A 23017-nucleotide genomic window follows, 5' to 3' on the forward strand; every position below is an offset into this window, starting at 1 on the left:
TCGTGCAAGATATGGAACTGGAAGTCAAGAGAGCACAGCGGGGAGATCGTGAAGCTTTTATCCGGCTCTTCCGGAGGCTGGAACCCGAGCTGTACCGCTTGGCAAAGTCCATTGTAAGACGCGATGAAGATATTGCGGACGCATTTCAAGAAACGACGCTGAAAGCTTATAGATCTTTGGCAACATTGCAAAAACCACAGTATTTCAAAACTTGGGTGATCCGGATCTTGATCAATGAATGCAATCAGCTGCTTCGGAATCAGGAAAAAACCGTGACCATGGCTGAAGTGCCTGAAGCGACAAGGTCCGCTGATTATTACGAAGATAGTCACAAGCTCGATCTTCATGAAGCGGTGGAGAGCTTGGACGAATCGCTTCGCATCGTGATCCATTTGTTTTATTTTCAAGATTTGCCCATCAAACAGATCTCAAGCGTGTTGGATATTTCTGAGGGAGCGGTTAGAGCACGCCTTCACAGAGCGCGCGGGATCCTAGCGGATCGGGTAAAGCATACTCGGGAGGGGAAGCTGTCTTATGAACCCAATTGATCTGAATAAAGAGCTACGGGAGGCCGGAAAACAATGGAACACCACGGTTCCGGAAATCATCCGACGCCGGCAGGATGAGGTCTATGCTTCCTTGGCTGAACTTCCCATGCAGACCGAGACCGATCAGAAACGCCGCTCCAAAAAGGTGCGCAGAATTGTAGGAGCCGTAGCCGCGGCCGCCTTCATCGGGGTAATCAGCAGCGCTTATGTATCGCCGATCATGGCCGAGTCGCTCAAGAAAATACCGGTGATCGGCAGCATTTTCAAATTGACCGACGACCTGGGACTGCAAACGGCGGAAGAACGTGGCCTGGTAGCTATGACGGACGCCAAGGTCACCCATGAAGGAGTGACGCTTAGCATCCCTGAGGTCTCATATGACGGTATTCGTTTGTCCATGGCTGTCAAACGGGAAGGTGAAGGATTTGCTGGAGACATAGTGAATGCCGATAGCATAATGGATAACAAATCAGTCAGAGGCTCCATAAACGATGTTGAAGTGCTTATCAACGGCCAGTCTATTTATGACAAATCTTACCCCGGTAAGCTGGGTTTGAGCGGCAAACCGACATCAGATCCGAATGTGGTAATGTACGAACTGTTTGATTACTCCTACTTGACCGATGGAAAAGTTCCTATCCCCGATCAGTTTCAGTTAGAGGTCAGGATCTCGCTTGATGGTATTGAAGAACCATTTGCCATGAAGATTCCGGTCCACAAGAACAACGAGCAATTAGTAATCTCTTCAGGAGAGACAAGGGAATGGGGTAGTCTCAGATTAACCCTTGAGCAGGTTAACTTTACGCCGATTACAACGGTAGTTCGAATAAATGTCGAGCAGACAGACTCAGCAAAAAGCCTCCGTAACAATATCCTGCTATACGAGGTTTCGGATGATCAAGGCCGGGTGCTCGGTGCGATAGGCGCTATGGGAACTTTCAACGATAACAGTCTCAAGCATCAGCGAGATGAGCTGCTGTTTGAACGCTTTGCAGACGCTCCAGCTTATATCACGCTAAAGCCGTTTCTACCCGAATACCAGGATCCTTCGGCGAAAAGCGGTCCATTTAAAATCGATAAGCATGGTGAGATTGTCAAAACCTACTTAAAGGACCTGGAGATCACGGTGCCTGTGGATCAGACCATTCTGAAAAAACTGTACGGCCAGCAGTGACCGCTGGAGTACATCACAAGCAATAGTAGAAAAAAATAAAACAACAATTTAAACAAGGAGATCATTATTATGAAAAAAGCATATAAAGTTCTATCTACCGCTGCACTTGCAGCCACCATGTTAGGCGGGGCTGCCTGGGGTAACGCTGAAGCAGCCGCAACCAAAACAGCAGTCACCAAAACGGCAGTTCAAAAAACGGAAAACAGCAAACAAGCTGTGATTGCTAGCGCGACTCAAGGGGAAATTACACTTAGCGCAACTAAGGCCATTCACGACGGCAACCACATTCAAATTATAATTGAACGGAGCGGAAAAGAGCTTTCCGGTGAAATAACTGGGAAATATGATCCTGAACTCGAAGACGTGATTTATGCCGAAGGCGCCATCAATAACTTGGAGGTTCTAATTGACGGCAAGCCTCTCCATAGTCTTGGCAACGCCCTTGCGGACAGACCAGACTTGCGCTGGGGAACTGTGGGCAATGACGCCATCCAGATCTCGCTATCCGACGCTTCCTGGCTTGGAAAGAATATTAAGCCTCTGCCAGACAAGTTCAAGCTCACCGCTAACGTTTATCTGGAAGGAACCAAAAAACCTTTTAAATTGAACATTCCTATCCAAAAATCGGCGGAGAAACCAGTTGTGCTGCAGCCGAATGTAACCAAAACATCGGGTAAAATGACCATAACGCTCAAGAAGGCGGCACTTATGTCCACTTCTTCCCGAGTGCAGCTGATCTTAAAGGGATATGAGAAAAATCGCGAAGAGTATCAAAGCATCTCTTACGATTTTGTGGATGACCAAGGGAACAAGCTGGAGATGATAAGCGCAAGAGGCACGGACGAGAACAATAAGAATGACGACATGTATTACGACTTCATTCTGGAAAAATTGGATAAAGACGTAAAATCCATCACCTTGAAGCCTTACAAGCCTGAATTTATAGAAGGCAATTCCGGCCCATACAAACTAGACAGTGACGGCAATGTTATCAAACACTATATTGAAGATCTGGAGATGACGTTTTCCGTAAAGTAGTACCGTCATTTTAAGTTCTGCTGCTCATGCAAAAGAAGTACCCCGCAGGCTGACACAACCTGCGGGGTATTTTGATTAAGACTGTAGTCCAAAAAAGACCACAGAAGCTGAAAAAGTTTTAATTTAATGGTCTCACCTTGAGTGGTGTCAAAATCCTTGAGCTGCCTCTGCAGCCTGCCGCAGTCCCTGCTCAATAATCTCCTCACTCTTGTCGCGGAACTGATTATGCCCTTCAATCACAAGGGTTGTCATATTCGTAATGCCGAATACGTTCAGGTGATTCTTAACGAAGCTTACCGCCATCTCCGACGTGTCTCCTTCCGCATATACGCCGCCTCTGGCATTCAATAAGGCCGCCTTTTTATCGGATAAGAGCCCCACCAATCCTTGCTCCGTGTACTGGAAGGTTTTGCGCGGATGGTGCATGTAGTCCAGGTACGAATGCAAAACAGCCGGGACGGTCAGGTTCCATAGCGGGAACGCAAACACCACCTTGTCTGCGGCTATGAACTGCTCCAGATATTTGGTGACTATATCACTCATAGCCTTTTCTTCAGGTGTGAGTTCCATGCCCATAGCAGACTTAAAGTTCCCGTTAATCATCACTTCATCCAGATAAGGAATATGCTCCTTATACAGATCCACTTCAATTACGGTATCCTTCGGATGGGCCACCCGATAGCTCTCCAGAAACGCGTCATATAGTCTTCCCGTTACGGACCCTTGGCGGTTATTGGCTTTGATAAATAAGGTTGTTGTCATGTAAATCTCCTCCATAATGTATGATGATGTTGCATGAAATGCTTAATTTGGGTTTTCCAACATAATCCCCTTGGACTCTCTTTGACCGAACTGAACATAATAGAACAGCATGATGGCTATCAACAGCACAGCCAAAGCTAGATAGATATTGCTATAGAGGTTCCCCTCCGTGTAGAAGTGGACCGGATTCCAGTGGATGCCGGACTGGATATCCAGCATCTTGCCGTACACGCCCGAGGCCATGCCTGCCGATATAAAATTCAGCATCTGCATCAGTCCCATCCCGACTCCCGCTTGTTCCTTGTGCAGGCTGAGCGAAACCGAATTGGACAACGCAATCATGACAAACGTCTGCCCCACATGTCCGAGAATCAAGAAGACCGCGATCAGAACAGGCGTTATGGCAATGAAAGTAGACAGCAGCGCAAAGCATGAAAGCAATAATCCGACGGCCACTAGGAAGAGATACGTATTCCCCCTCCCATCCGCAAGCCTTCCCCCTGCTTTACCCAACAAGGCCGACGCGATTGCGGCCGGTACCATGACAAAACCAACCCACCCCGGCGAGAGCCCCTGGACCTCCGACAACAACATCGGACTTAGAAAATGCAGGGAGAACCCGATGCCGCTAACGATGAACATCACGATTAATCGGAGGGTATAGTTTTTGTTCCGGAATAATCCCGGATCTACGAACGGTACGGCAGCCGTACGAATACGTATGATAAGCAGCCCCATAGCCAGCAGCCCAAGAAGAGGCTGCCACCAGGATCCGTTCGTGACGCCGAGCAGGAGAAAGGTGACCGCAGCCGCTAACAGTCCGCCTCCCAACCAATCGAATTGGCCGGAGGACTGAAGTTCTTCTTCCTTCAAGTATTTTCGATATAACGGAATCGTGATTAAGATCAGCAGCGGAATACAGAATAACCAGCGCCAATCCGCAATACTGGCTACAAGTGAAGACACGATGGGACCCAGCGCACTGCCGATGGACAATCCCACGAATGCCGTGGCCATAGCCGATCCCCTTCGCTCGGGCGCAATGTAGCGTATCGGAATTAACATCGCCGTTGCCGGAATCGCCGCGGCTCCGACGGCCTGCAGACATCTGCTGACCAGCACCATCCAGAACACTTGCGAGAACAGGCCGACGAGCGATCCGACCGCGAACAGGAGCAGTCCGATCGTAATCAGATTTCGAAGTTGAATCCGTTCCGTGAGCTTCCCATACAGGACCGTTCCAACGCCATAGATCAAGGAATATGAAGAGCTGACCCAGCTGACTTGAGCCGTCGTCAGGCCGAATTCCTCCCGCATATCCGGCAGCACGAAGTTAAACATCAAGCCGCTCATCGCGGACAGACATAATGTGAACATCACAACGCGCATTAATCTCTGTGTTTCCATCTCCTGAACCACCTCTCATTGGCTTCTTTTATAAAATCGGTATACAACATTTATGACTGTCAGTACTTACTGACAATCCGTTTGAAAAAAATACTAGGGGGTTAATGCCCTAGCAAAAATCCGCACGCTTTCCTCGATAAAGGCATCAAGCGTCACGGAAGAGAAGAGTTCCTCCGAGTCCAATTCATTCATAAACGCTCCGAAGTTCATCATCATGAACGAAATGGCCCGCAGCTCCGGATCGCCTGCGATCACTTTGCCCTTCTCGGTCATCACGGTAAAATACTTCGTCAATACATCCATGTATTGCTTGGGATGTTTGCTGGTAATCTCCCGCAGGCCCGGCAAGTTATCGTTCTCCTTCACGCTGATCGTGATCAGCTTCCGATTCCGAATCATCAGCTCATGGTACGTCCGGCTGATAAGAAGCAGGTCTTCGCTTAAATCTCCTACCAGCTTCTCTTCAAACAGCTTTGTCATTTCTTGACCATAATGATACCGTTCAAAGGCTGTTTCCAAGAGGTTCTGCTTGCTCCCGAATTTACGAAACAAGGTTTTCTCGCTTAAGCCGGCAGCCGTAGCGATTTCCAGCGTGGTTACTCCGTTGTAGCCCTTCCGAGAGATGAGGTCGATCGCGGCAAGCAGCAGCTTATCATCCGTGCTCAGGTTGTCACTATGCTCCATGAAGACCCTCCCTCTCCCCTTAGGAATGTCAGTACTTACTGTCATTTGTTGAACCCATCATATTCCTCTTCGAATGCTCTGTCAAGCATTTAACAAAAAATAGGCCAATCCTATTTCCCGAAGTAGTTTACAGGACCTACAAACTTGCTGTAGCATATTGACGCCCGAGCGCCTGCAGCCGTTCCGCAATCGCATGCTCGATATCGCGATCCAGCGGAAGGTGTTCCGAGGAATACGGTGCCAGCAGCGGATGATCACCGATCATTACCGCGTGCAGCGCATGCTGGAACATCGTAATATCGTTGGCATCGTTGCCGAAGGCAACATACTCGCCCTCCTTCACACCCAGCTGCTGAAGCCCGCTCCATTTATGTATCCCCTTAGGGCTGATATCCAGCACATTTTCCCCTCCATGCACGTGAACAACGACATCCAGTTGTCTCAGCCTCTCCTCGACTTCCGCCATATGGTCCGAGGTCAGCATCAATATTTTCACAACCGAATTCAGCTCCTGGAGCGCCACGTTCTTGGCCAGCTTGTGCGGGTCTAAATTCAGCAGAATCGGATGATCTGCAGGACCCCTATAGGCATAGTCCCATTCTCCATCGATCAAATAGCTCACGTTATACGTTGTTAACAGCTGAAGAAGGCTCGGAAGCACCTCGCTGTCAAAGCCCGCCGTGGAGACCCGCTTTCCCCCTGCCGACACCATCGAACCGTTGCCTCCGATCATCGGGTAGTGATGAACGCGCTCATGAAGGACGGGAAGTAAGTCGCGAATCGGCCGGGCGGAAGCAAAAATAACCTCATGCCCTTGGGCCACCAGCTCCTCCAATGCCTTCAACAACTCGTCCGAAACCGGCTGCCCTTTAAAACAGATCGTTCCGTCCAGATCGAATACAAATTTCATGCCCATGCCCTCCTGTATCTTCTCATTGCTCTTATCATAGCAGTTGATCGTATAATGAGAAGGACATTTGTCCAGGAGAGAAAGGAGCAACCCCAAGACCCATGAAACTACTTCATGACGCACCATTGATGAAAGCCAAGCTGGAACAATTTCAATTCGAGAACATGCTGGACCTGAGCAGGCCTGTGCCTTTTACATTGCAGCAATACGAGCCCGACGAGATCATCCTGCATGAAGGCTTCGCCATGAATTCCCTTCTGTTCCTTGTGCAAGGGAAGATTAAAGTGACCTCCAGCATCGAAACCGGCAAATCGCTTCTTCTGCGCTTTGGCCATCCTTTTTCCATCATCGGGGATATTGAATTGATTCGAAGCGTTCCGGTCCAATCGCAGATTGAAGCCGTTAACGAATGCCTCTTTATCGGGCTGTCCTTTGACTATATTAAGCAACATGAAATGACAAACGCCCGCTTTACATCCACCTTGCTGGATCACCTGAGCTACAAACTCCAGACGTGCACGACCGCTTCCCGCGTCAATTTGTTGGCATCGGTCGAGAACCGGTTTGCCAGCTATCTTATGTCCACCATGTCGCCGGGATCCAGCCCTTCCTTCGGAATGGAGCTGAAGACCGACCATATCGGGGAGATCGCCAGCTTGCTTGGTACCACACACCGGCATTTGAACAGGGTCATGCATGCTTTTGTACAAAAAGGGATCCTGGAGCGAAACGGACAGACCATCCGCATTCTGGACTGGAACGCGATGGAGACGGCATCGAATGGGATCCGCTATGAGTAGATCGCCCGGCCTAAACTTTTTCCTCAAGTTCTTGTAACGAATCGGCCCTGACCCGGTCATATAGGCAAGGAGGTGAATATGTGACGGATTTGCGCCAGGTCTATCATCAGCACTTTCAAGACGTGTATCGGTTCCTGCTGTCGCTTAGCAGAGATGAGCATGTTGCGGAAGAGCTCACACAGGAGACGTTTTTCAAAGCGCTGAAGCATATCGATTCGTTTCAAGGTACGTGCAAACTAAGCGTTTGGCTCTGCCAAATCGCTAAACATACATACTTCTCCTATCTTGAAAAACAAAAGCGGTATGAGCCGGCTTCGCAGGTCGAGCACAGCAGCGGTCTGGATATCGAATGGCAAACCGTCGATAAAGCAGAGGCTTTCCGAATCCACCAGATTCTGCACTTGATGGACGAGCCGTATAAAGAGGTGTTCACGCTGCGGGTGTTCGGAGAGTTGTCTTTTGGCGAAATCAGCCAGCTGTTCGAAAAAAACGAGAGCTGGGCAAGAGTCACCTTCTTTCGAGCCAAGCAAAAAATTCAAAGCCTGTACAAGGAGGAGAATCGACCGTGAGCCGAGTTTCATGTGATATTATTCAGGATTTGCTGCCCTTGTACTATGATCATGTGTGCAGCGCAGACACCAAGGCCCTGGTAGAAGAGCATTTGGCCGATTGCCCGGATTGCCGGGAAGTGCTAAGCCACATAAGCTCCCCTATGCCGCTGCCAGCTCAAACGATTGATCAAAACCATGATGAGGGAGCCGGATTGCGGCAAGTTGCCGCCCAATGGTCGCGCACCAAGTGGATCGCGTTTACCAAAGGTTTGTTGCTCACTTGTCTAGCCGTTGGACTCCTGTTCCTGGTATATGTAGGCCTGTTCAAATGGAACATTACCAACGTACCTACCCGCGTTATGCAAGTATCCGATATTAGCCAGCTGAAGGATGGACGCATTGTCTATCATGTGAAGATGACCGACGGTTTCAACGTCAATCAGGCTAGCGGTCACTCCGATGCTAACGGAAATTTGTACATCACACCCAAGCGCCCCATTATCAAGTCCAAAAAGTTCGCGGATCTGGGACTTTCTAACATGTACTATTTCAACGATATTAAAGAGCGGAATGCCTATGAGAAGAGCTTTGGCGATGGTGTTCAAATCAAGGCCCTCTACCTGGGAACGCCCGATGACCGAATTCTGATCTGGGAACAAGGCATGGAGCTGCCTCCGGCAAGCGAGTCCGTCGAGTTGCAGTTTAAAAGTGATGAGAATGAAAACAAGAGACCGCCAGGGCAGCCATCTGGGCCCTGAAGCGGTCTCTTGACCTTTAAACCGTCGTAACGGATCTACGCAATAATCTCCACTCGATCCATGCGTAGACCAAGCCGAACGTACCGAACAGAATAACGGCGGTACTGACATGGAGTTCATATTCCTGTATGAATCGAGCATCATAGCATTCGTAGAACAGGAACCCCCCACCCCGGCCCACATCACGGCATACAGCAGAGCATACAGGAGAAGTGAAGCTCTAACCCATCGCATGCTGCCGATTAGCCACGATAACGGAAGCACGATCACCGGATATACGAGCGATGACAGTAAGATCGGGATGATCACCAACACGAACCCCAAATTACGAAGGCCGTAATATTCCGTCGTTGCAATCTTATATCCTTCGATATACTCCATGCCTACGATCGCACCGGTAAATAGCAATATAAATACGAACCACAGCACAAAATATCTGGCAACCCGCAAGGTGTACACCGCCTTGTCCGTTTATGTCATAAACGATGCGGGCCGAAAAAAGTTCCGTGTAATTCCATTCCATATGAATCAAAGTACTCCAGCTTACTCCGCAGGTTCACCCGCGGCTTCCCAGCGGTCGATTTCCTTGCGCACCCGAGGGGCGACTTCGGTTCCCAGCAGTTCAATGGCTCTCATGACTTCGTCGTGAGGCATTGTTCCCACGGGCACGTGAAGCATGAAGCGGGTAATGCCCACATGCTTGCGCAGTTGAATGATTTTTTGGGCGACCGTCTCCGGGTCTCCGACATAGAGCGCACCTTCGAAGCTTCGAGCCGCATCGAATCTTGCGCGGTCATAGAATCCCCAGCCCCGCTCCCGTCCCAATACATTCATGCTGGCTTGGGTGGATGGGAAGAACTTGTCCGCTGCCATCTCCGTATCTTCCGCAATAAATCCATGGGAATGCGAGCCGATCGGCAGCTTTGATACATCATGTCCCGCGTGAGCGGCCGCTTCTTTATACAGCTTAACCAGCGGCGCGAACTGCAGGGGACTTCCGCCGATAATCGCCAGTACCAGCGGCAGACCGAGCAGGCCAGCGCGCACAACCGATTCCGAATTGCCTCCGCTGCCAATCCATACCGGCAGCGGATTCTGAACCGGGCGCGGATAGACGCCTAAGTTATGAATCGCAGGGCGATGCCCGCCCTGCCAGGTTACTTTTTCCGACTCGCGGATTTTGAGCAGCAGCTCCAGCTTCTCCTCGAACAGCTCATCATAATGGCTCAGATCGTAGCCGAATAACGGGAATGATTCGATGAATGAACCTCTGCCCGCCATAATCTCGGCACGCCCGTTCGAGATGGCATCCAAGGTGGCAAAATCCTGAAACACCCGCACCGGATCAGCGGAGGACAGCACCGTAACCGCACTCGTCAGCCGAATCCACTTCGTCTGGGACGCAGCCGCGGCGAGCACAACCGCAGGCGATGATGCCGCATAATCCTTACGATGATGCTCACCTACCCCATATACATCCAAACCCACCTGATCAGCCAGGACGATTTCCTCAACAACCTCACGCAGCCGCTGAGCGTGGCTTATCACTTCGCCTGTCTTTACATCCGGCCAAGTCTCTACGAACGAGCTAACCCCAATCTCCATCATAATTTCCTCCTATTATGCTTTGCCGCGAGGCAGAACCGTGGCAAAAAAGGTTATCGTTGTTTCATGCCATCGGGCAGTCAACATCGTTATCTATCATTCAATTATCTTTATATTGAACTTTTAGCTCGGGTTTTTCAAGTTACAAGTTAACTGATAACTCGAATTCAACGGATTCCATGCATAAATAATACAAGAATGGCCGGGATCCACGCGGATTCCGGCCATTCATTCTACCTTGTAACATTGTAAGTGAGACTAACTTATTGTTTGGCTGCCAAGTATTCCTCTAGACGATCCCAGGTTTGCGTTACGCCCTCTTCCATCCCCATATCCAGCACGGTTTTAAGAGCCTCCGGAGAATCGTACACTGCCCGGTTGATCAGCTTGGTCTTCCCATCCTGCTCCACAAAGGTCATCGTAGAAATAGGAGCAGGCATTCCCTCTGCAATGGTACCTTCCGCATCGGAGAAATAATCGATAAGGACAATTTTCTCCGGCTCTTCGATCTCCTGGTACACCGATTTGCCCCAGGATTCCATTCCGTAGAAATCGCCCTGGTTCTTATCCAAACACTTCATGCAGTAATGCCACGAGCCGCCTGGACGGAAATCCATGTTGGATACGGTAACCTCCCATCCGCGAGGCCCCCACCATTGCTTCAGATGCTCTCCATCCGTAAATACCTTGTATACCAGTTCTCTTGGTGCATTAAATACACGTTCCAATACAAGTACTTGCCCTTCAACCCGCGTAATCATTTGGTTTGTCATTATAAATTCCTCCTCATATTAGGTGTTAATCCTGTTTCTTACCTGTTCCTTCCGATTGCAGTGTCTCCAAGTATTTATCCAAGTTGTCAAAGCGCTCGTTCCATATGCTCCGGTAATTATCAAGCCAATGGTCCAATTCCTGAAACGGCTCCGACCGCAGCTTGTAGCTCCGCCGGTTGGCCTCCGCCCTTACCTCTACCAAGCCGGCTTCCAGCAGCACCTTCAGATGCTTGGAGGCTTGTGGCTGCCGAATGTCAAGACGTTCAGCGATTTCTCCTACCGTTAAAGAACCCTTCAGCAGGAGACTCACAATACGAAAACGGTTCGGTTCGGCCAAAGCGTTAAATGTTGTTAGTTCCATCTTGTAGTGATGACGGGTACAGACCCGCTGCTATAGCGTGTACGGTGATTGTCAGTTCTCTCTGTCCACGTCACCATCATCACCTCTTTTTTGCTGATTTATTGGTGTGCCGTATTTCCTGATAACAATATACCACGATGAGAATATTCCTGTAAAGGAATATTTAAGTTATTTTTTGATTTTTTTCACAACACAAAAAAAAAGCAATAAACGCGGGTCTTTTACTCGACCACGTCTATTGCTTCTTGTCATTTATCCTTCGTATTCCTTACTTAAAGAACACCTTGTCTATATTATATTTGGCCTTAAATTCATTAATGATATAGGTCTCATAGATCTCTCTATGAACGGCGTCTTCAATGATGCAGACCTCGATTCTTGTAACCTCATCCCGATGCTCCTTGATCGGAGAGACGCTATCTTCGAAATGCTTCTTGATCCGCGGTCTGAGCTTTCTTGCTTTGCCAACGAACAGGAGCTCCTCCTTGCTGTTGTAGAACATGAAGATCCCGCCCCGATCTCTTGGAATCAGGTGAAAATCTGTAAATCCGTAAATGTGGCTCAACTCCGGAGCAGCCTGCTTGGTAATGGTAACGTCCACCTTGGGAATGGTTATATTGATCACGACTAACGCTCACTTCCTCAATCATTTATTGATCTAAATCGTATCACTAATCTGCTAATTTGCCCATGCGGGAAATTCAAAATCACCCTTCTCTGGGCATCCGCATAGGATGGAAACTAGGTATGACTAATAACGATGGGGGTCTTTTTTATATGAGCATTCAACATTCCGGACACCAGGAACAAACCTTATATCAAGCCGAACCCAACATGACGCACAACATCAAATCGGTTCGCGATCATATTCACCATCTATGCGGGCAGCATGCGAATCAGCTGGTTCGTGTCGAAACGCTCGACGGTGATGTTTTTGAAGGAACGATCATGCATTGCGAGAAGGGAGTTCTGTATTTGAGTCTGTCCGGGTACGAAAACCAGCGCGGCTTCGGTCCCGGTTACTATAATAATGTCATTCTCCCCTTAGTTCTCTTCGAATTGCTTGTCATTACGCTGCTGTATACCTAGAATTTGGGGACTGTATCCATGCTTGCCTTAGTTTGCAGCTTCAAGAGCAATTGCCAACCTATATAAACCCGATTAAGGAGTGAACCCAATATGGCATTTATGCCGCCGCAAGGACCTCAGGGACCACAGCAAGGGCCCTTATCCCCACCTCCAACCACGATCCCCCAACAACCTTTGGCCAGTGTCTTTGCTGTTGACCCGGGAGCGATCACAGGATGTTTGTTTCGCTTCACCTATATTTGGCCGAGATTTGGGCCTGGCTTCTGGTTTTTTCCGACCTTCGTCGGCCGCACCTCAGTCGCCGGTTTCCGATGGACGGGAAGAAGATGGGTCTTCTCGGGATTCGATTTAAGAAGGATCGAGTCGTTTACCTGTTACTAACCCTTATCATCATCAAGGGCTGAAGTCAGCAGGTACGATCAATAACCCCGGTGATCCACCTGCTCATCAAGAGAGTGCCCCTGCGGCGCTCTCGAGCTGCTCTTGCATCATGGACAAGCTTCCCTTAGCAGAGGCTTCCTCTTCAGGGTACCCATTTTCCCCAAAAAATAAAGTTCTTGATTATCCTCCGGCAACATTAAATAATATGTAACAGTCCCTCTTTAAATCCGATAATGAAGATTGGGATATACCATTAATAAACACAGCAGAAAGGTTGACTTGAACACCATGGAACTATCGCAGCACGCCACTGGGAAACAAAGCGCCAAAGAGCCCTTTCCCATCTCTATACTGTCTTTAACCGTTGGCGCTTTTGCTATTGGCATGACGGAATTTGTCATCATGGGAATACTCCCTAATGTCGCAGATGACCTGAATGTCAGCATCGCATCGGCCGGGCAGCTGATTACAATGTACGCCCTCGGGGTAGCCGTAGGAGCCCCTATTTTAACGGTTCTAACCCACCAAATACCGCAAAAAAAGCTGCTTCTGCTGCTCATGGGCCTATTTATTCTGGGTAACGGCATTTCGGTATTTGCTCCGAGCTATGCCGTTCTTATGGGTGCCCGAATGCTGACCGCGCTGACGCACGGCACTTTCTTCGGCGTGGGAGCTGTCATTGCTTCGAACCTCGTGCGACCGGACAAGCGTGCCGGGGCGGTATCCATCATGATGGCCGGATTAACGATAGCCAATATCATCGGGGTTCCGATCGGCACCTTCATCGGCCAGACGATGGGCTGGCGCGCTTCATTCGCCGCAATTGCCGTTATGGGGGTGTTGGCATTGATCGGCATCCTGATCTTCATTCCGAAGCTACGGCAGGAACAAGCGTCAAGCATCACGCAGCAAATTACAGCCCTTATCAGGCCACAACTCCTTCTCTTCCTGCTGATTGGGGCGCTTGGCAACGCCGGCCTGTTCGCCGTCTTCACTTATATCGCGCCGCTGCTGATTAAGATCACCGGCTTTGCCGAACCAAGCGTCACCTGGATTCTGATCCTGTTCGGTATCGGCGTAACCGTCGGTAATATCATCGGCGGCAGGCTGGCCGACTGGAAGCTGCTGCCCTCCATTCTGGGTGTTTATTTTGCGACAGCTGTCATTCTAACCATCCTCACCGTGACGATCCATAACCCGGTCACCGCCGTGCTGACCATCGTGTTGTGGGGAGCTGCCTCTTTCGCCGTTATGCCGGGAATGCAGGTGCGAGTCATGAGTCTGGCCCAGTCCGCTCCCGCTCTCGCCTCTACGGCAACCCACTCTGCAGGCAATCTCGGAAATGCAGCAGGGGCCTTTATCGGAGGGTTGGTCATTACCCATCTAAGCTTAACGGCCCTGCCTTGGGTGGGCGCTGGTTTGGTGGGACTCGCATTCATTCTGGGAGCAGCTTGTTATATGTATGAACGCAAGGCCGTAACGGTTAATGCTTAGTCTGTCCCGATAGATACAAAACTCTCGTTGCCACACGAGGCACGAACCATGTTGAAAAGGCGTAACCGGCCATTGCACCCCGGTTACGCCTTATATTTATATATTCGTTGATTCTTCTGCGATTACAGAGCTTTGATCTCCAGCAGCTCGTACTTAACGATACCCATCGGCGCATCCACGTTGACCTGATCGCCTACTGCTTTGCCCATCAGCGCTTTACCAAGTGGACTTTCATAGGAGACTTTATTGTTCAATACGTCGGCTTCTGCCGGTCCTACGACTTGATATTCAAGCTTCTCCGCAAACTCGATGTCGTTCAGAACGACATTCGAACCAACATTCACCGTTTTCGAGCTCACTTGATTGGCGTCGACAATCCGTGCGTTGTTGAGTGTTTTTTCCAGGATGATGATGCGCGTTTCCATAAACGCCTGGTCGTTCTTGGCCGAATGGTACTCGCTATTCTCCTTCAAGTCACCATAGCTGATCGCGAGCTTGATCCGTTCCGCTAACTCTTTGCGTTTCACATACTTGAGGTCATCAAGTTCTTCCTGGAGTTTATCATAGCCCTCCTGGGTCAAGATCAGTTCTTCTGCCATGTTCATCACATCCACTTTTTAATTTCTTACTTCTAGTGTACTCTTTATTTCGAAAATAAGCGAAAACTTTCTGAAAATCGATGGATGGAAAATTTGGTAGTTAAAACCACTGGCGGGCCGCTACCCGAATTGAACCACTTGGACAGTTATATATGATGGATTATTTTGAACAAATCAAGATCGTTATATACCCTAAAGAGAACCATAATAGCCCCTGATTTCTCCGCAAGGAGAACCAGGGGCTATGCAAGGTAGATGGAATGTCGTAGCCTATCGGCACATGCATCCGTCGGCTATGATATTCACCGCCAATACCTTACGAACCCGCTTCGATATCAGCCTTCAACGCATCATACTGCTCCATCAGCTCGCCCATGATCGGATGCTCACCGGCAATGCCGGTATATTGGGAAGCCGTGTCGCTTGCACCGATATCCCGGACGGATGCTTGCAGCTCCACACTCTCCGGATCTTCCGGAACATCGAACATCAGAGCCGCTGCCATGGATTTCGCCAAGCTCTTGTACGCAAGCCCGCTTTCGAAAGCCAGCATGGCTGGCGACACCAGGCGGTCGCCCGGAGACAGCTTCCGGATCGGGGAGCGACCGACGCGGGACACCTCGTCGGTCAGCGCCGGATTGCGGAACCGCTCCAGGATGGTATCGATATACGCTCCATGCTCGGAAGGATTGAAGCCGTGTTTATGCACGAGCGCAGCTCCCGTCTCCTCCAGTACCGCGCGGACATGACTCGCTACCTCTTCGTCCTTCATGGCGTCCTGGATCGTCTCGTAGCCCTTAAGAAAGCCCACGTACGCTGCTGAGCAGTGTCCGGTATTTACCGTGAACAGCTTCCGTTCAATATACGGCTCCAGGCGATCCACATAGTGAATGCCCTCCACAGGGATATAGTCCTTAAACATCTGCGAGCGGTCCACCGCCCACTCATAGAACGGCTCCACCACGACCTTCAGACGGTCCTCATGCTGCTGCAGCGGCACAATCCGGTCTACGGCCGCATCCGGAAAAGCAACCCGCTGATCAACCTTCTGCTTCGTCTCATCATCAAGCTTCCCATAGACGAGCTCTTTCAGCTGCGTGCTGCCGCCGATGGCATTCTCGCATGCAATAATATGAAGGGGGGCGGCCGACTCCGCTTGCAACCGGAGCTTCAGCCCCTCGGCAATGGTATCGGCGATGAACTTCAGAATGTTCACGCCTACCGCTGTTGTCACGAGATCCGCTTCCGCTACTGCACGTGCAGCAGCTTCCGGCTCCGAGGCGCTATGGAGTGCCGTGATGCCTTTAACGATCGTGGTCTCCTGTCCTTCGCTGGCCAAGGTTACGGGATACTCCCCGCGCGCTTTCAGCTCCGACACCAACTCTTCGTTCACGTCGATAAAACAAACCTCGTAACCGGCTTGTGACAGCAAGAGCCCTATAAAACCGCGTCCGATGTTCCCTGCTCCAAAATGGACTGCTTTCATGCGCCCATTCCTCCTTCGAAGATGGCCAGAATCTCCTCTTCGCTGGAAGCGTTCATCACCTTCTCAATGCTCTCGTCGTCCGTGAAGATCATGGCCACATTCGTCAGAATCTCCATGTGGTCACCACCGGCAGCCGCGATACCAATGACAATAAACGCCGGCTCATCTCCTCCGAAATCTACCCCTTCCGGGAAGCGAACGATGGACAGTCCCGTTGAGATTACCATGCCTTTAGCCTCTTTGGTGCCGTGGGGAATCGCGAGTCCTCCGCCCATATAAGTGGAGGCAATCTCTTCGCGTTCCAGCATTTTATCTACGTAATCTTCGGATACATGGCCTGCCTGCACTAGCAGATTCCCCGCCATGCGGATGGCTTCGCTCTTGCTATCAGCCTTTGCGTTCAGTACGACTTTATCTTTGGACAGTATGTTACTCATGTTGGTCTCCTTCTTTCTATGGTCTGTGATTGAAAAAATGCTGAAGCTCTTCCGCTAAATAGGATCGGATTTCTTCCTCGCTGCCCCGCTCCATCAGCACAATCAGCTCGGAGTGAAGCAGCATGGCGCTAATTTCACTGAGCACCTCCAAGCTCTCCTTCGGAAGCTGCTTCGGTGCCAGCATCAGCAGTATGACACCCGCCTCCGCCCCGTCCTCCATCGGCGCTCGATGCGTCAGCCGGAACAAGGTTAGCGACGGCCAGGTAATATGGCGGCTGCGCGTATGGAACAAGGCCAGCGTCGTATCCGGAATGAGCTGGGTGCCCATCCGTTCGCGCTCAAGCAAACGCTCCTTCACCTTCTCCGCATCACGAACAGCCCCGCGCTCAACCACCTTAGTCAAAGCTTCGCTCAAGGTGCCCTGCAAATCATCCTGCCGATTATCCAGGTGGTACACATGAAAGCCATCCAGTAGCGATACAATCTCGTTCATCAGGGCTGCCTGCATGCGCAGACGCTCGAATGATGCAACCTTACGCTCTTCCTCGATGCGCTTACTGGCAGCCATGCCCGCAGCCGGTTTCAGGGATGTGCTCTGAATAAATTGCAGCAGCGCCTCTTTATCATCCGCCGTGAGCAGCGGACTTAATCTCACATACCGATCCTTCGGCAGCGGAAGATCAATAGTCGAAATAATAAGGTCATATTGCTCCTTCGGTATCCGGGCCGCTTCATACCACGAGACGTTGCCGAGCACCTCAATCTGCGGCATCTCCTTATTCAGCCGGGTCCCGAGAAGCCTAGAGGAGCTAAGACCGCTGGAACATACCAGGATGGCCTTCAGATGATGTCCCAGCTGGTTCAGCCGTTCGCTGGAAGCACCGAAATGCATAACCAGAAACCCGATTTCTTCATCCGGGACCATCATGTCCAGCTTCATGTCATCAACTGAACGACGGACGATTCCGAACAGCTCCTCATAATCCTTCCGAATCGGGCTCAGCAAGGGATTCCGGATTCGGGTCCCTTCCCGAATCCGTTTCATGGCAGCCCCGATGTGCTCCACCAGACCTGCCCGCAGCGTGCGGTCTTCCTGGAACGGAATGCCTGTGCGCCCCTGAACCCGTTCGATAAGACGCTGAGCGATTTCCACCATCTCTACATCCGTGTGAGCCAGTTCGCTGATCTCGGACATGTCCTTCGCTGATTCGAATAAATGAGCAATATATTTCATTTCAGGATCGTGAATATCTATCTTCAAGATTTGGCCTAGACGACTCGCAAAATCCTGTGCCTCCTCCACCGACGAGGAGGATTTAACATATGCCGTAATATCCGTTGTCTCAATGCTCCGCCCCTGCTTGATCCTGTTTACGGAAACCGATAACGCTATGAGCATCGCGGTATATGCACCTTCGCTAAGCCCCTCCGTCCAATCCCAGTTCATATCCCATAAACATTTCTCTACATCCAGCAGCACTGGTTTATCAATCATGGAGAGCAGACGTGCGGTCACCGGCTCATTATGATCACGATATCCATCCCCGACAAGATCAGAATAATCCAAATATTCCTCGACAAGCCGACAAATCGCCGACCGCCTCACGCCTTCCGATCCTTCAATCTCGATACCATAGCCTCTCCGGCGAATTAGGGTTAGGTTAAACCGCTTCATCCATGGCTCCAGCTCATCCAGGTCATTACTGATGGTCGGCACGGTGACCTTTAAACTATGGGCCAAAGCAAACAGTTTGACGGGCTCATTCGCCTCAAGCAGGGCGCAGAGCATGAGGATTTTGCGCTCCTCCACGGAATAATCGGCCGGCTTCCCTGTAAGCAGGCGTTTCCGCAGCTGAGCCATGTCCTCAGGCGTCTCCCCTTCCAGCCGGATGCCCGTGCCCGACTTTTTATGAAGCAGAACGCCTGTGCCCTGCAATTCCTTCTCAATCTCCTCCATTTCCCGGTGAACCGTCCTGACGCTGACCCCGACCTCAGCGGCTATTTCTGCAGCCGTCATGCCCTCGTTCCTGCTCATCAGGAGCAGAAGGATTTGTCGTTGGCGGGCAGTGATGTGTCTCAGACGCATGGCCCCCTTCTTCATGAAATGAAAGACAACGCCGGCGTTGCTACGCCAGCGTGTCATATGGTTTTAGGCTTATGTTAGTCTTTGAGTCGTTCCACCAGCTCATCATATCTCGGACTCTTCAAGAAGTTGTCGATGGAGATATGCTCCGCGTTCGGATTCTTCGCGATGGCCCGCTCGGTGAGTGTCTTCTGGGTAATGACGATATCCGCGTCATCCGGTATTTCACTTACCGCCGAGTTCACAACCGTAATATCGACGCCCGCCTGCTGCAATTTCTTTCTTAATACCGAAGCGCCCATCGCACTGGAGCCCATGCCGGCATCGCAAGCAAACACGATTTTGTTCACATTCTCTTTGTCCAGATTAGCTACAGCCGCCGAAGCAGGAGCGACCTGATCATTCATGCCGCCGGTTTTCATTTCTCTCATCTTGGCGGAAGCTTCTTCAAGATTCGGCTCTTCGTCGGTCTTTTTGCCTGTTTTGAGCAGTAATGCCGCTACAGCAAAGGAGACAATCGTTGCAACAAGAACACCGGCCAGGACCGATATCAAGCCGCCTTTAGGCGCCATGGCGAAGTAAGCAATGATGCTGCCCGGCGACGCTGGGCCCACCAAACCGGCTCCAAGAATCTGGAAGGTGAATGTTCCGGCAACGCCACCCGCGATGGCAGCCAAGATCAGAACCGGCTTCATCAGAATATACGGGAAGTAGATCTCATGAATACCGCCCAGGAAGTGAATGACAACTGCCCCCGGTGCGGAAGACTTGGCAGAGCCGCGTCCGAAGAACCAATAGGCGAGAAGAATGCCCAGTCCCGGGCCTGGATTCGACTCCAGCATATACAGGACCGATTGACCGATCCGCGCCGACTCCTCTGTGGCGATCGGACTGAAGATCCCGTGGTTGATCGCATTGTTAAGGAACAATACTTTTGCAGGCTCAACGATAATGTTGACCAGCGGCAGCAGATTCGCATTGACCAATATGTCAACACCGGCTGACAACGCTTGGGTAATCCCTTGTACAAGCGGCCCGATTCCGGTGTATGCAACCAATGTCAGCGCGCCGCCAATGATCCCGAGCGAGAAGTTATTCACCAACATTTCGAAGCCGGATTTGATTTTGCCTTCAATCAGCTTGTCGAACTGCTTTAATACCCATGCAGCCAGCGGACCGACGATCATCGCGCCGAGGAACATCGGAATCTCCGCCCCGACGATAACGCCGACCGTGGTAACCGCACCGATCACCGCTCCGCGCTTGCCATGGATCATCTGCCCGCCCGTGTAACCGATCAAGAGCGGGAGCAGGTACTTGATCATCGGGTCAACCAGCGCTCCCAGATTCTCATTCGGGAACCAACCGGTCGGGATGAACAGAGCCGTAATCAGACCCCAAGCAATAAACGCACCGATATTCGGCATCACCATACCGCTAAGGAGACGGCCGAGCTGCTGTACCCTTACGCGAATGCCTTTGGAAGCGTTTGTATTTGTCTCGTTGGACATCGTATAGACCTCCTAGTCATATTTGAAAATAAAACGGAATGTAGTTGTGTGTCGCTTTCATCTGACATCTCTATGTTAAGTCAGCCCGGCAAAAGGCTCAACGAAAGGAAAAGCGGGTTTCGTCAAGAATATTGTTGACAACTTTTAAAAGGATCATGTCGTTTTTATGAAAATACCGCCGCACCGCGGTTTCATTCGTAGGGCAAGCCTGTCCATTGATCCTCAATATTCCAAACTTTCAAGCCGAAGCGTGGTAATTTCACGGGTCACGTACATCTCCGTCATAAGTTCACAACAATCCTTCGGTAAACTAAACCTCATAACGGATAACATTGTGAATCCGAACTTAAACGATGGAGGTTTTCCCACCAAATGAACACACAAGCAAGAAACCACATCGGACTATCGATGTTCACTATCATGCTGTTAGCTTTGCTCGGTGTACCCCGTGTCATTGCCCATGATTTACAATGGGTTGATCCCCACGGGTTCATCAATCGGCTGCTTGTCTTTATTCCCCCGATCGTCTGGATTCTTTATGTTCTTGGTAAGCGGCATAGCGTTAAACATCCTTTTGTTCCCTTAATGGTCATCGGCGTCGTCTATGGATTGCTCTTGGGCATTACCCATCAGCTCTTGTGGAATGTGACATTCGAAACGCCGCCGGCTCTGGGCGGCAATCTGGCGGATCTACCCGCAACAGCGGGCAGCTTTCTGACCAGAGCCTTCGCCTTCATCAGCAGCGTCGTGACGGGTACGGTGGTTGGCATCATCTCAGGCATTGTTGCCACGATGCTGCATCCGCTGGTGAAGGGGCGATCAAGACGCTAGCCATGAACGGCCGATACAAAAAAGAAACGTCGAGCATCTCTCGGCGCTTCTTTTGCTTCAGCATCCTTTATTCTTCTATACAAAATGAGATAACACGAACACAGCCGGCGAGTTCCAATAGATGGCCACCTCGTTGGTAGAATAGCTCTCCATCACATCGGCAAAAGATGCTGCGGGCGCCTTGCCTGCCAAGTGCTCACGCGCATAGTCATCGTGAAGCCCCTTGTTCGGTCCGCCGGAGACGAGGCCCGGCACCGGCTCCTCCACGCCATCGCCTTCGGAAGGACGATGATGGGGGTGCAGGATGGGCTTTGTTCCATACCCGGTCACATAACTCATCCCCGTGACGTTAGCCCCGAACACATAGTGGATATGCTCGTGAACATGCCGATCATAATCTTCGGAACCTGACAGTCTTCCCGCCACCAGCAGAAGCATCGCGTGATTCAATACCACCATATTGCTGCCCCAAATATATTGATCCGGCAGCAGCGAGATCCCATAACCGTCCCGATCACTGACAGCGGCAAGTTCATCCGCACGCTGAAGCAGACCCGCCATCAGTTCCCGTGCCAGTGCGGGCTCCTCTTCCCGCTCCGACATCAGATAGGCGAAGGTTCCATAGCCGCCCATGTCCGCCCAACCCAATTCGTATTTCCCGAATGAGTCCTGCCTGGCTAATGCTTGAAAAGCCTCATGGTACCGCGCCTCGCCCGTTGCGCGGTATAACTCTGCCGCGGCCCAGTACCGTTCATCCGCATCCTGACCGTCGCCGTATTCACCTGTAGCGATATCTGGCGGATTGCGGAATCCCGGCATGTTGGGATGCGCCTCCAGCCATGTCCAAGCACGTTCTGCTGCCTGCAGACAGCTTGCGGCGAAGGCTTCATCATAGGGGGAATAGATCCGCGATGACATCGCCATGACTCCGGCAAAACAACCGGTTGCCGTTGCAGAGATCGGTGACAGATACAGCGGAGCCGTATCGTCCTCCGGCATAACATCTCCCGCCGGAAACCGCAGGGTCGTGAGTTTATGGAACACACCTCCCGATTCCTCCTCCTGCAAACGCTGCATCCATTCCAGCTCATACCGGCATTCATGAAGCACATCCGGCATGCGGCCGTCGCTTTCCGGCAGTGGCAGCTGCTGCGAGAACGCCTCTGGATAAAACTCAAAAGCCAGCAGCAGGTCGGCTACCGCTTTGGCACCGGGAACGACATACTTGCCATAGTCACCGGCATCATGCCATCCTCCCCAGGCATCCACCTGCCGCGATTCGTCTCCATGGACGATGGCGGGCGTAAGATGACAGGCTCCGTGTTGCCAGGGTCCGGCATGCAGCTCATCCAGTTTCGTCCCGCAGCGGAAATAATAAAACGCTTTCAACAATGCGCGGTGCGCATCCTCGTATACCTCGTCAGCTATGACAAAAGGCATCGACGCTTGCCCATATTCCGTCTCAATTCGATACGTGCCGGGCACTGCCCATGCGGTGAAATCCCCCCGGCTTACCGTCTGCCCGCTGGCCACATCCTCGATGGCGGGTGATGTATGGCCCTGCCAAACCACCTCGCCATTCAACGCATGGACGATATGAAACCGTCCACCCTGACCGGCAATGACGGCAACCTTGGCATCCTGGCTGCGATAGCCTAGCTGGTTGACCGCAATGCTGTTATGCTGTCCATGCTCATTGTTCATGCTCCCCTGTTCATCCCTTTCCGATTGTCGT

Annotated in this window: 24 protein-coding genes; 10 read left to right on the top strand and 14 right to left on the bottom strand. The window is 51.0% G+C overall.

From position 1 onward, the window contains the following. Positions 1–11 precede the first annotated feature (11 nt). The 3 genes from MKY82_RS32890 to MKY82_RS32900 all read left to right on the top strand — a co-directional run bounded on the left by MKY82_RS32890 (position 12) and on the right by MKY82_RS32900 (position 2760). Complete coding sequence (locus tag MKY82_RS32890) at positions 12–548, top strand: sigma-70 family RNA polymerase sigma factor (protein WP_233355148.1); 537 nt, start codon at positions 12–14, stop codon at positions 546–548. Next, positions 535–1722 carry a DUF4179 domain-containing protein gene (locus tag MKY82_RS32895; RefSeq protein WP_339295145.1) on the top strand — a complete coding sequence of 396 codons (1188 nt, stop codon included), beginning with the start codon at positions 535–537 and terminating at the stop codon, positions 1720–1722. Before MKY82_RS32890 ends, MKY82_RS32895 begins: the two co-directional genes overlap by 14 nt. Positions 1723–1791: 69 nt before the next feature. Continuing rightward, entirely contained in the window at positions 1792–2760 is a 969-nt protein-coding gene (locus MKY82_RS32900; protein WP_339295146.1) for a DUF5643 domain-containing protein, read from the top strand. A gap of 147 nt (positions 2761–2907) precedes the next feature. Here MKY82_RS32900 and MKY82_RS32905 read toward each other — a convergent pair whose 3' ends face one another. From MKY82_RS32905 to MKY82_RS32920, 4 genes are all read right to left on the bottom strand, one after another. After that, positions 2908–3522: an FMN-dependent NADH-azoreductase gene (locus MKY82_RS32905; protein ID WP_339295147.1), complete on the bottom strand. Its 615-nt coding sequence runs from the start codon at positions 3520–3522 to the stop codon at positions 2908–2910. Between the two features lie 42 nt (positions 3523–3564). Continuing rightward, positions 3565–4929, bottom strand: a complete 1365-nt coding sequence (locus MKY82_RS32910; RefSeq protein ID WP_339295148.1) for an MFS transporter — start codon at positions 4927–4929, stop codon at positions 3565–3567. 93 nt (positions 4930–5022) lie between these two features. After that, positions 5023–5613, bottom strand: coding sequence for a TetR/AcrR family transcriptional regulator (locus MKY82_RS32915; protein ID WP_220687154.1), 591 nt, complete (start codon positions 5611–5613; stop codon positions 5023–5025). A 136-nt stretch (positions 5614–5749) separates the two neighbouring features. Next, entirely contained in the window at positions 5750–6523 is a 774-nt protein-coding gene (locus MKY82_RS32920) for an HAD family hydrolase (RefSeq protein ID WP_339295149.1), read from the bottom strand. 101 nt (positions 6524–6624) lie between these two features. Here MKY82_RS32920 and MKY82_RS32925 point away from each other — a divergent pair, with 101 nt between their 5' ends. From MKY82_RS32925 to MKY82_RS32940, 4 genes are all read left to right on the top strand, one after another. Then, positions 6625–7323, top strand: a complete 699-nt coding sequence (locus tag MKY82_RS32925) for a cyclic nucleotide-binding domain-containing protein (RefSeq protein ID WP_220687152.1) — start codon at positions 6625–6627, stop codon at positions 7321–7323. Between the two features lie 80 nt (positions 7324–7403). Then, the gene (locus MKY82_RS32930; protein ID WP_194540137.1) at positions 7404–7892 is read left to right on the top strand and encodes an RNA polymerase sigma factor; all 489 of its coding nucleotides are present in this window, start codon (positions 7404–7406) and stop codon (positions 7890–7892) included. Further along, positions 7889–8632, top strand: coding sequence for a zf-HC2 domain-containing protein (locus MKY82_RS32935; RefSeq protein ID WP_220687151.1), 744 nt, complete (start codon positions 7889–7891; stop codon positions 8630–8632). Before MKY82_RS32930 ends, MKY82_RS32935 begins: the two co-directional genes overlap by 4 nt. A gap of 109 nt (positions 8633–8741) precedes the next feature. After that, positions 8742–8972 carry a hypothetical protein gene (locus MKY82_RS32940; protein ID WP_220687150.1) on the top strand — a complete coding sequence of 77 codons (231 nt, stop codon included), beginning with the start codon at positions 8742–8744 and terminating at the stop codon, positions 8970–8972. A 203-nt stretch (positions 8973–9175) separates the two neighbouring features. On the opposite strand, the gene MKY82_RS32945 is transcribed toward MKY82_RS32940, so the two are convergent. The 4 genes from MKY82_RS32945 to MKY82_RS32960 form a co-directional block, all read right to left on the bottom strand. Beyond that, a complete protein-coding gene (locus MKY82_RS32945; RefSeq protein ID WP_339296739.1) occupies positions 9176–10237 on the bottom strand; it encodes an LLM class flavin-dependent oxidoreductase in 1062 nt (353 codons plus the stop codon). A 263-nt stretch (positions 10238–10500) separates the two neighbouring features. Beyond that, positions 10501–11010, bottom strand: a complete 510-nt coding sequence (locus MKY82_RS32950; RefSeq protein WP_194540139.1) for an SRPBCC domain-containing protein — start codon at positions 11008–11010, stop codon at positions 10501–10503. A gap of 25 nt (positions 11011–11035) precedes the next feature. After that, positions 11036–11371 carry a metalloregulator ArsR/SmtB family transcription factor gene (locus MKY82_RS32955; RefSeq protein WP_194540140.1) on the bottom strand — a complete coding sequence of 112 codons (336 nt, stop codon included), beginning with the start codon at positions 11369–11371 and terminating at the stop codon, positions 11036–11038. A 268-nt stretch (positions 11372–11639) separates the two neighbouring features. Then, positions 11640–11996 carry a nucleotide excision repair endonuclease gene (locus MKY82_RS32960; protein ID WP_098749461.1) on the bottom strand — a complete coding sequence of 119 codons (357 nt, stop codon included), beginning with the start codon at positions 11994–11996 and terminating at the stop codon, positions 11640–11642. 152 nt (positions 11997–12148) lie between these two features. Here MKY82_RS32960 and MKY82_RS32965 point away from each other — a divergent pair, with 152 nt between their 5' ends. Both MKY82_RS32965 and MKY82_RS32970 read left to right on the top strand, forming a co-directional pair. After that, positions 12149–12460: a hypothetical protein gene (locus tag MKY82_RS32965; RefSeq protein ID WP_194540142.1), complete on the top strand. Its 312-nt coding sequence runs from the start codon at positions 12149–12151 to the stop codon at positions 12458–12460. Between the two features lie 669 nt (positions 12461–13129). Continuing rightward, a complete protein-coding gene (locus MKY82_RS32970; protein WP_220687560.1) occupies positions 13130–14335 on the top strand; it encodes an MFS transporter in 1206 nt (401 codons plus the stop codon). 122 nt (positions 14336–14457) lie between these two features. Here the strand turns inward: MKY82_RS32970 and greA are convergent, their stop codons facing one another. The 5 genes from greA to MKY82_RS32995 form a co-directional block, all read right to left on the bottom strand. Beyond that, positions 14458–14934, bottom strand: a complete 477-nt coding sequence (greA, locus tag MKY82_RS32975) for a transcription elongation factor GreA (RefSeq protein ID WP_071220557.1) — start codon at positions 14932–14934, stop codon at positions 14458–14460. Positions 14935–15250: 316 nt separating this feature from the next. Further along, positions 15251–16420 (bottom strand): mannitol-1-phosphate 5-dehydrogenase, encoded by a 1170-nt coding sequence (locus MKY82_RS32980; RefSeq protein ID WP_339220593.1) that lies wholly within the window; start codon positions 16418–16420, stop codon positions 15251–15253. Beyond that, a complete protein-coding gene (locus MKY82_RS32985; RefSeq protein ID WP_071220559.1) occupies positions 16417–16857 on the bottom strand; it encodes a PTS sugar transporter subunit IIA in 441 nt (146 codons plus the stop codon). Before MKY82_RS32985 ends, MKY82_RS32980 begins: the two co-directional genes overlap by 4 nt. Positions 16858–16873: 16 nt before the next feature. Continuing rightward, on the bottom strand, positions 16874–18943 hold the full coding sequence (locus MKY82_RS32990) for a BglG family transcription antiterminator (protein ID WP_339295150.1): 2070 nt from the start codon (positions 18941–18943) through the stop codon (positions 16874–16876). Positions 18944–19017: 74 nt separating this feature from the next. Next, positions 19018–20451 (bottom strand): PTS mannitol transporter subunit IICB, encoded by a 1434-nt coding sequence (locus MKY82_RS32995; protein WP_339295151.1) that lies wholly within the window; start codon positions 20449–20451, stop codon positions 19018–19020. Between the two features lie 372 nt (positions 20452–20823). Here MKY82_RS32995 and MKY82_RS33000 point away from each other — a divergent pair, with 372 nt between their 5' ends. Beyond that, entirely contained in the window at positions 20824–21282 is a 459-nt protein-coding gene (locus tag MKY82_RS33000) for a hypothetical protein (RefSeq protein ID WP_339295152.1), read from the top strand. 75 nt (positions 21283–21357) lie between these two features. Here MKY82_RS33000 and MKY82_RS33005 read toward each other — a convergent pair whose 3' ends face one another. Next, the gene (locus MKY82_RS33005) at positions 21358–22986 is read right to left on the bottom strand and encodes a glycoside hydrolase family 9 protein (RefSeq protein WP_339295153.1); all 1629 of its coding nucleotides are present in this window, start codon (positions 22984–22986) and stop codon (positions 21358–21360) included. Positions 22987–23017 lie beyond the last annotated feature (31 nt).

The sequence above is a fragment of the Paenibacillus sp. FSL W7-1279 genome (assembly GCF_037969845.1).
In the GTDB taxonomy this organism is placed as follows: Bacteria; Bacillota; Bacilli; order Paenibacillales; family Paenibacillaceae; genus Paenibacillus_AQ.